This is a genomic window from Elusimicrobiaceae bacterium (assembly GCA_028700325.1).
GTDB lineage: Bacteria > Elusimicrobiota > Elusimicrobia > Elusimicrobiales > Elusimicrobiaceae > JAQVSV01.
On sequence record JAQVSV010000083.1, the window covers coordinates 1 to 8,676 of the forward strand.

An 8,676-nucleotide genomic window follows, 5' to 3' on the forward strand; every position below is an offset into this window, starting at 1 on the left:
GGCGGATTCCAATCTTACCACCTTGCTGGAACTGGCGTACCATCCCCATCTGGAAGGCAAGCACGGCTACAACGGCAAGGGTTCGCTGAAAGACGGTTCCTACGGCGAGGATCTGTATATCCGGGTGCCCTGCGGCACAATAGTGCGCCGGAGCGGGCGCGTGGTTGCCGATCTTATCGAGCCGGGCCAGAGCTGGCTCGCCGCCAAAGGCGGACGGGGCGGACGGGGAAACGCATCGTTTAAAACACAGCTTAATACCGCGCCGCAGATTTCGGAGAAAGGCGAGCCGGGCGAATCGCTCGAGCTGGATCTCGAACTCAAAATTCTGGCGGACGCTGGGTTTGTGGGGTTTCCGAACGCCGGCAAATCCACTCTGCTGGCCGCGCTGAGCGCGGCCCGGCCCAAAATTGCGGACTATCCGTTTACCACGCTCAACCCCAACCTCGGCATCGTATATCACAAAAAGCGCAGTTTCGCCGCGGCCGACATTCCGGGCCTCATTGAAGGCGCTCATGAGGGCAAGGGGCTGGGTCATAATTTTCTGAAGCATATCGAGCGCACCCGCGTTATCGTGCATCTGGTTGATCCGCTGGGTTTTAAGGATATCGAGCCGGCGGAATCGGTTCGGGTGATCGCGTCGGAGCTTGGGAACTTCAGCTCCAAACTGGCTCGCAAGCCGCGCATCATCGCGGTCAACAAGTGCGATCTGCCGCAGGCGCAGGAAGTTTACAGGGCTGTCAGAAAAGCGTTTCGCACGCGCAAGGTATTTCTTATTTCCGCGGCCACCCGGCAGGGTCTGGACGCGCTGCTCGACGAAATACTCCGGCTGCTTGACATTGTGCCCGCAGTCAGAATCAAGCCCGGGGACGACCGGCCCGAGATCGCGCGTCATGCGGTGGAGCCGCTGTTCACGCTGGAGCGGGACGAAACGGGGCTTGTTGTGGTGGGCGGGGCCACCATAGAGCGGAAAGTGCAGATGACTAATTTCGGACAGCCGGAATCTGTTATCCGGCTGAGAAAATATTTCAAGACGGTGGGCCTTGACAAGGCGCTCGCCAACAAGGGCATTCACGAAGGCGACAGTGTGGTTATCGCCGGCCGCGAGTTCGAGTGGAGCTATTCGCCCGGCTCCGACATGGCGGAACGGGCTGTTTCCCGCCGTAAACGGGCATAACCCGGCAACCAGTTTAAAGAGCCGCGCCGGATATCATCCGGCGCGGCTCTTTTTTATAAATTCCGCTTGCAAAAACCCGGCTCTGGCCGGCATGACATAATGATTACCGGCATGGCATAGCTCAGGCAGGGGTGGCGGAAGCGTGTAACCCCGCTGGCGGGGCAAACGGAGTTTGTGGAAGAAACCTCCCCGGCTTGCCGGTAAAGCGTAATAACAACCGGCAGGGCAATGGCACAGCGGGGGGGCATGAGAAGCGGTATTGCGCAGGTTGTGCTCTAGCGGGCCGGTTTTTCCATGATGGAGAGCAGTGTTTCCCGCCGCAGACGGTAGGCTTTTGAAAAAGCGGTATTGCTTAACAGAACCGCGGGTGTTTTCGCGATCATCGTGTAAACCTGTCCGCGGTTTATTTTTGCCTTTACGGCGGGATCAAGAATATTGTCCGTTTTCGCGATTTCGGCCAGAGTGTCAAGACACATATAAACCGGCCACGCCACCGCCGCCCTCATGCGCAGCTGGCTTTTGGGGATGGCGCGCATGTAGTCCTCGGCGGAGGCCAGATTGTCCAGCCCCCAGAGCAGCCACTTGCGCAGCACCGGCCGGAATTTTGGCATGCTGGCGGGTTGGAGCAGGCCGCGCGGCTCAAGCCCGGCGGCTCTGATGTCCTGTATCGGGAAGTAACACCGCCCGATCCGCAGGTCTGACGCCACATCGCGCAGGATATTGGTTATCTGAAGCGCTTTTCCGATCCCGTCGGCGCGTGCTTCGTTGCGCAGATCGGGGTCGCGCATGACTTTGCAGATTACGGCCAGCCGCGTCCAGAACAGGCCCGGCCCGCCGCCTATATAATGGCAGTACTCGTCCAGCTGGCCGGCGGAGCCGAACGCGCGCATGGTGGTTTCGTCCCGCCCGAACAGTTCCAGATCGGCGGTCATGCCGCGGCATACGTCACGCACGGTCTGCAGGGTGATATCGCGTTCCGCGGCCGGCATCGAGTCATAAGCCGACAGAATGTCCGGCAGCCTGGCGATCAGTTCCTTTTCATGCGGCAGATCCGATCCGGCTGTAAGGTCCCTCACCAGCGAATCAGCATGTTCGGCGCGTGCACGCGCGTCCGTCAGCAGCTGGGGAAATATGCCAATCCGCGAAAGTCGTGTTTCGTAAGGCACCACTTTGGTGTCGGCCACGGAGTCCGCCGCGCGGCACAGCAGATAGCACACGCAGAACGCTTCGCTCATGCGCGGCGGCAGCGCCCTTATGCTCAGATAAAGCGAACGGGAAGTTTTTTTCAGTATGGGAAACAATGCCGGATTCATAAAACCTTGCCAGATCCTACGCAAATTCATATGTTAAAATATGACCAGTAATAGTTTATAATATATGAAATGAAAAAGCTTTCCGAAGTTTCAGTGCTGGCCTGGAATATCGCAGGGGCTGAGGCGATAAGCGCGAAGTTTGACACCATTCGGCGCGAGCATCTGTTTGTCAGTCTGACGGAAATAGAGAAACTGCTGTCGCTGACTGCGGCAAAACTGAATTTCAGCGACGCGCAGGTCCGGCGCGCGGCCGACGAATACGCCGATATTTCCGGAATTTTCGAGAAGCTGAAACTGGATCCGCGCAAACTGCGGCGCACCGTGCGCGCGGCCATGGGCGAAGGCAAAACGGGCGCGCTTTCCGGCAATATACGCCGCAGCGCGGAGTGCAAAGAGATTTTTCAGCAGGCGGAAGCGCTTGCCGATTCGCGGGAGCAGGTATCTTCGCTGGACCTGCTGGCCGCGCTGATGGGCAGCCCGGGCAAGATAATTTCGGACGCGCTGTCCGATTACGGGGTGGAACCGTCGCGCATGCTGTCGGCGACCAATGAGGCCCGGCTTGGGAAAAAACAGGCGCAGGGCGGCGCGCAAAAAAGCGGCGCGGAAGCCGCGCCGGCGGAGCAGGCCAGGCCGGAAGCGGCCGCGCCTAAAGCAAGGGACAATGAGCGGTTCATGCCGCCGGCGTTACGGTCGGATAAGGAAAATGCCGCGCCTGCCGCAGAAAAACAGAACCCCGGGTCGGACCGGTTCAAGCCGCCATTGCCGGAGCCGGATCATCTGGCAGAAGAGCTTTTCGGGCCGCGCAGGGAACCTGCGCGGATGGACAATTCGCCCTATGCGCCGCCGCTGCCGGCGCGCGGGCCGGCCGGCGAGAAACCGAAGATAATCGTGCGCGGCGCGTCCGGGTACGGTGATGAGTATGTTCCGCCGAAACACGCAGATAAAATTCTGAAAATCGGCAGGAACCTGGTCAGGCGCGCGAGCGAAAAAATGCTGCTGCCGGCGGTGCAGCGCGAGAAAGAGGTAAAGGCGGTTTTCGATATACTGGACCGCAACGCCAAAATGCCGCTGCTGATAGGGGAAGACGGGGTTGGCAAGTCGGTGCTGATCCACACACTGGCGATGCGCGTGTGGGACAATACCGCGCCCGCCATGATGAAAGGCGCGAATATTATCGAGTTTTCCACCGGCGAACTGCTTTCAGCGGCCGATGGCGACCCGGCGGAGTTTTTCAAAAGCATTTTGAAGGAAGCCGAGAAGCATCCTTCGGTATATCTGTATGTGACGGATCTGCATGAGCTGCTCAAACGCGCTGATTCGCTCAGCATTCTGCTCAAGGATTTTGTCATGGACCGCGGCGTGCACGTTATCGGCGGCACCACGCCTAAGGGTTTTAAGGAAGATATCGAGCCGGAAAAGAAATTCGCGGTTTATTTCGAGCCGGTTGACGTAAAGGAGCCTGACCAGGCCGCGGTGCTTGAAATTTTACGGGCGAACAAGACCGGGCTGGAGATAAAAAGCGGAGGCCGTCTGACCGATCGCGCTTTGCTGGCGGCGTATACGCTAAGCACAAGGTTTGGCCTGCCGGGTTTCATGCCGAGGAAAGCGCTGGGCTTGATCCGTGCCGTCTGTGACCGCGCGCGTGAGGGCGATACGCCGCAACTGCGCGAGCGGTTCGCGGAAACGGCCCGGAAATTCGGGCTGGAACAGGAACCCGGCATAAATGAGCTGTGGGTCTGCCAGACGGTGGCCGAGCAGGTCAATTCGCGCCTTGAGGCGGTGGCCGCGGAACTCAACGGGCGGTCGCCTGCGCGGATGGAAAATCTCAGCCGGAATATAAAAGGCACAATCGTGGGCCAGAACGAGGCGGTGGAGCTGGTCGCCGCGCGGATAGCCAAGTCGTCGGCTTTTGCCGGGCATAAAACCGACAAGCCGCTGGTGTTTTATTTTGTCGGTCCGCGCGGAGTGGGAAAAACGGAGCTTGCCAGGCGGATGGCTGTTTCGCTTATCGGAAATGACGAGGATATGTACGTTTTCGATATGTCAAAATACAGCCGCGAGGAGAGCCTGCGGCGTATTTTCGGTTCGAGCGATACCGAGGGCCGGCTGGAGCTGGCGGTAAAGGAATCGCCGTTCGGGCTGGTGCTGTTTGAAAATGCGGATAAAACCCTGCCGATGTTTTACAATCTGCTGGCTTCTTTTATCGAGGAAGTCGGTTCGCGCGGAGTGGAACTGCGCAATATCATTTTTGTGATCGCGTCGGGCCTGTTTTTCGAGGTGACGGATATAGCCAAATATCCGTCTGACAAAGAAATAGTGAAATCGGTGATGGACAGGATTCCGACAGTTATCCAGCATCATATAAGCGATGTTGTGCCATTCCGTCCGCTGAGCGTGCAGAGCGCGAACCTGATACTGCTTAAATGGATAGACGAAGCGCGCACCACAATGCAGAAGGAACACGGCGTGTACATCCAGATGGGCCGGGAAGTGGAGCGCGCGCTTGTGCGCACGGGGCTGAGCCTGGAATCGGGCACATACCGGCTGAGAATGGTTTTTGACCAGATTGTAATGCAGCCGCTCCAGCGCGTAATATCGGCCGGAGTGGTGGTGAAGCATAAACAGTGGGTGTTTATTCTGTCGGACGATCATGTGGTGCTGATGCCTAAAAAAGATTCCGAAACAAAAGCCTAGTTTCCATTGCGCCGGGTGCGAGGCCCGGGCGCTTTCCTTCCATGGGGTAATGAAATATTGTTTGTCCGGCCGGCTGATTGCCGGCGGACGGCCCGGTGTCGGCTGCGCCCGGGTTGATGCCGAGTCTATCCGTGGCATGGCGTATTATCACGGGGGTGCAGGCGCCGGTATCCTCTAAATCGTGGTGCGTCAGTTTTGCCGGGAGTTCGGCGGTTGTGGTGAAAAAGGCCTAACCCGAATATGGGTCTTTGGATGGTGTTGAACTTTCTTTTTTTCAAGTAAACTTATATTGGCCGTGCTGATTAATCAGGGTTTGCGGCGAGTTTTGCGTATTATACGCAGCAGCAGGCGGACAGTAACGGCAGTAACTGAAGGGAAGACGTTCCCGGTTTTGATTTGGGAATGTAAAACAGTCAAAAAATAAATAAGGAGAGGGTACATTATGAAATCAAACCGTATGCTTTTTGCCGGTATGGCGCTGGCTGTGGCCGTAATGGGCGGCGGAATGGCGTTTGCGGCTGATCAAACCCAGAAAGATATTGACCAGCTGAACAAATCCATAGCGGAAAAAGGCGGAAAATGGGTGGCGGGCAGGACTTCCGTGTCAGACATGTCGTCGCAGGCCCAGCAGTATCTGGTCGGGCTTGGCGTGGAACCTTTAGACATAGGCGCGGCTCCGTTAAAAATGGGCCGTGCGATATTGCCGGAAAGCCTGGACTGGCGCGCCAATAACGGCGATTTCGTTACAGGCGTCCGCAATCAGGGCCAGTGCGGCTCCTGCTGGGCGTTTGCAATGACCGGTGCGCTTGAGTCTTACGCGCTGAGAGCCAAAAACACGCCCAATCGGGATCTGGATCTGTCTGAGCAGGTAATGGTATCCTGCAGCGGAGCCGGTTCCTGCAAAGGCGGGCGGCTTAATGCGGATTATCTCACCACTACCGGTCTTCCGCCGGAAAGCTACTATCCTTATACCCAGACTGACGGGTCCTGCTCGAACGTAAAACCGGGCTGGGAAAAAGAAACGAATAAAATCGGTTCCTGGGGCTCGGTTTCCAAGAGTGTTGAGGAACTGAAGGCGGCTTTGAATCAATTCGGTCCTGTGCCGACGGCGTTTATGGTTTACCGGGATTTCATGAGCTACAAGTCCGGTGTCTATTCTTATACATCAGGCGAACTGATGGGCGGGCACGGCGTACTGCTGGTCGGGTACAATGACGCTGAGAAGTATTTTATCGTGAAAAACAGCTGGGGCCCGAACTGGGGCGAGAACGGTTTTTTCAAGATCGCCTATTCCGAAATGGATAACCAGGTAAAATTCGGGATGATGACAATCGCGTATTATACGGACGATCAGGCCGGAGAATAAATTGCTGAGGACGGAAAAGCGTTCCCGGGCAATCCGGGAACGCTTTTTTTAAAATGACGCTTGCCAATGTCTGTATTTTAATGTAATTTGATATTAGTCGGCGGATTTTTCTCCGGACGTTACAACCAGTGGAGACAAAATCAGGAGAGAATAATATGAAACTGAACAAGATTCTTGTGGTCAGCTCGGCACTTGTATTTGCTTTGCTGGGAAGCGGGAGTGTGTTTGCGGCGGATGAAAGCCTTAAAGGCGATCCGCAGGCGCGGGTAGATGCAATTAACTCGGCGATAGCGGCAAAAGGCGCGAAATGGGTTGCGGGCCGGACGGAAATGGCGGAAATGCCTGTGCAGGATCAGGAGAATATGTTCGGGCTAAGTTTCGAGCCTTTAAACATTGGCGCGGCTCCGCTGCCAATGGGCCGTGCTGTACTGCCTGAAAGTCTGGACTGGCGTGCCAATAATGGTAATTTTGTTACGGAACCGCGCAATCAGGGTCGGTGCGGCTCCTGCTGGGCGTTTTCAATGACCGGGGCGCTCGAGTCTTATTCTTTGAGAACCAAAAACACTCCGAACCGGGAGCTGGATTTATCCGAGCAGGTAATGGTTTCATGCAGCGGTAGCGGTTCCTGCAAAGGCGGCCGGCTGAATGCCGATTATATCAAGACAACCGGGCTTCCGCCGGAAAGCTACTATCCTTATACCCAGACTGACGGGTCCTGCTCGAACGTAAAACCGGGCTGGGAAAGCGAGACCTACAAAATTGGCAGATGGGGTTCTGTGACGCAGTCCGTAAACGCGATCAAGACTGCGCTGAACAAGTACGGTCCGCTCCCGACCGGCTATCTGGTTTATGAGGATTTTCTGAACTACAAATCCGGCATTTATACTTATACGACGGGCGAACGCAAAGGCGGGCATGCCGTTCTGATAGTCGGATACAATGATGCGGAGAAATATTTTATCGTGAAAAACAGCTGGGGTCCGAGCTGGGGCGAGAATGGTTTTTTCCGGATCGCCTATTCGGAAATGGAGAACGAAGTTATGTTCGGGATGAGCACAATAGCATATTACAATCCCGTTCAGCGCGCAAAATAAGGGTTTAAGCGAAGCGAGAGGCGTTCCCGGAACCTTCGGGAACGCCTCTTTCATATTCGTGAGGTTGCTTGGTTTTGCGGCCGGATATCGAGAGCGAAATTCATTATGCAGATAATATGTCCGGATTGCCGGGCTGTAATAGCCGGTGAAGATGTCAATATTCAAACCGGGCTGGCGAAATGCGGCGGGTGCGGTTCGGTATTCGGGATCGCCGGGCAGGTCGGCGGAACCTTTTCCGCGCCGAAACGGGTAATTGAGCTGCCGGCGCGGTTTAAAACTGCGCATGAGGGCGGAGATTTTGTAATAACATACCGGTGGTTTTCCGCCAAGCATGTATTTTTGCTGTTTTTCTGCGTGTTTTGGGACGGGTTTCTTGTTTTCTGGTATAACATGGCATTGCGCGGAGATATTCCGCTTCACGCGATGCTGTTTCCGGTGTTTCATGTGTTATTCGGGTTTGTTCTTACCTATGTTGTGATAGCGGGTTTTCTGAATTCGACGCGGATCAGGATTAACCGGGAACAGGTTACCGCAACGTATTATCCGGTTCCGTTCCCGGGAAGCAAACGGATATCCACCTACGACATCAGCCAGTTTTATACCCATGAAACGGTTTCCCGTACGAAGAACGGCCGCTCGGTTGTATATGAAGTGTGGATAGAGAAGAAGGATATGATGCGTTGCGCGCTGGTGAAATATCTCGAGAAAGGGGAGCAGGCTTTGTTTATCGAGCAGGAAGCGGAGAAATTTTTAAATATTTCCGACAAACCTGTTCCCGGCGAATATAGATGAGTTCTGCGCGCGAAAAGAAACGCCGATAAGGATGACGCATTTGGTATAATGAATAATCTGGAGAGATGGCCGAGCGGTTGAAGGCGCAGTCCTGGAAAGACTGTATACTCGCAAGGGTATCGAGGGTTCGAATCCCTCTCTCTCCGCCAGATTTTTTCATAGATATAACTGCATGCCGGCTTCCGGGCACTCCTGCCTGGACCGGCATGTAGTATTCTATGGTACCTTTCTCGGCATCCTTAT

The 8,676-nt window shown here is 55.5% G+C and carries 6 protein-coding genes and 1 tRNA gene; 6 read left to right on the forward strand and 1 reads right to left on the reverse strand.

Annotation, left to right across the window (positions count from 1 at the left end; translation table 11 throughout):
* Positions 1–1,174, forward strand: a 1,174-nt coding sequence (gene obgE / locus PHW69_08875) for a GTPase ObgE (GenBank protein MDD4005297.1), incomplete at its 5' end; no start/stop codon positions are given.
* Between the two features lie 275 nt (positions 1,175–1,449).
* Here the strand turns inward: obgE and PHW69_08880 are convergent.
* On the reverse strand, positions 1,450–2,487 hold the full coding sequence (locus PHW69_08880; GenBank protein ID MDD4005298.1) for a squalene/phytoene synthase family protein: 1,038 nt from the start codon (positions 2,485–2,487) through the stop codon (positions 1,450–1,452).
* Positions 2,488–2,556: 69 nt separating this feature from the next.
* Between PHW69_08880 and PHW69_08885 the strand changes: the two genes are divergently transcribed.
* The 5 genes from PHW69_08885 to PHW69_08905 all read left to right on the forward strand — a co-directional run bounded on the left by PHW69_08885 (position 2,557) and on the right by PHW69_08905 (position 8,582).
* A complete protein-coding gene (locus PHW69_08885; GenBank protein MDD4005299.1) occupies positions 2,557–5,181 on the forward strand; it encodes an AAA family ATPase in 2,625 nt (874 codons plus the stop codon).
* Positions 5,182–5,623: 442 nt separating this feature from the next.
* The gene (locus PHW69_08890; GenBank protein ID MDD4005300.1) at positions 5,624–6,547 is read left to right on the forward strand and encodes a C1 family peptidase; all 924 of its coding nucleotides are present in this window, start codon (positions 5,624–5,626) and stop codon (positions 6,545–6,547) included.
* Positions 6,548–6,702: 155 nt separating this feature from the next.
* Positions 6,703–7,641, forward strand: coding sequence for a C1 family peptidase (locus PHW69_08895; GenBank protein ID MDD4005301.1), 939 nt, complete (start codon positions 6,703–6,705; stop codon positions 7,639–7,641).
* A gap of 105 nt (positions 7,642–7,746) precedes the next feature.
* Entirely contained in the window at positions 7,747–8,433 is a 687-nt protein-coding gene (locus PHW69_08900) for a hypothetical protein (protein MDD4005302.1), read from the forward strand.
* A 59-nt stretch (positions 8,434–8,492) separates the two neighbouring features.
* Positions 8,493–8,582: transfer RNA gene (locus PHW69_08905), tRNA-Ser, on the forward strand.
* The last annotated feature ends 94 nt before the right edge of the window (positions 8,583–8,676 follow it).